Here is a 524-nt window from a genome sequence, read left to right on the forward strand (position 1 = left end):
GCTCGCAGCGCGCCGCCACCTGCTCCAGCTGCTCACCCGGGGGCTGCCCCGGACCACCGGGCGCCACCCCGTCGCGGAACACCCGCCAGTCGTCCCCGCGCTGCTCGCGGATCTGCGGCGTCGTCAGCCCCTCGTAGGCCCCGTAGTCCCACTCCGCCAGGTCCTCCAGGACCACCGGCTCACCGCCACCCAGACCACCGTCGTCCACCGGGACCCCCAGCCCCGCCAGCTGCGCCGTCCGCTGCGCCCGCTGCCGCGGGCTGACCGCCACCAGCACCGGCTCCACCGGCCCGCCCGAGCCGCCCGGGCCACCAGCAGCGCGCTCACCCAGCACCCGCGACAGCACCCCCGACGCCGCCCGCGCCTGCTCCTCGCCCTCCTGGGTCAGCGGCACGTCGGTGCTCCCCGTGTGCCTGCCCGAGCTCGACCACTCGGTGGCACCGTGACGCAGCAGCAGAAGACGACCTCTCAAGCTCACCGCGCCAGGCTGCCAGCCAGCCCCCGGCGGCGCTCGCGGGCCGCCA

1 protein-coding gene is annotated in these 524 nt (G+C 77.3%); it reads right to left on the bottom strand.

Features of this window, described 5'->3' with window-relative positions; all coding sequences use genetic code 11:
- Nucleotides 1-478 (bottom strand): histidine phosphatase family protein (locus FHN55_RS22000; protein WP_257571204.1); only part of this gene is annotated, 478 nt, incomplete at its 3' end.
- Nucleotides 479-524: the final 46 nt, after the last annotated feature.

The sequence above is a fragment of the Streptomyces sp. NP160 genome, from assembly GCF_006335115.1.
Lineage (GTDB): Bacteria > Actinomycetota > Actinomycetes > Actinomycetales > Quadrisphaeraceae > Quadrisphaera.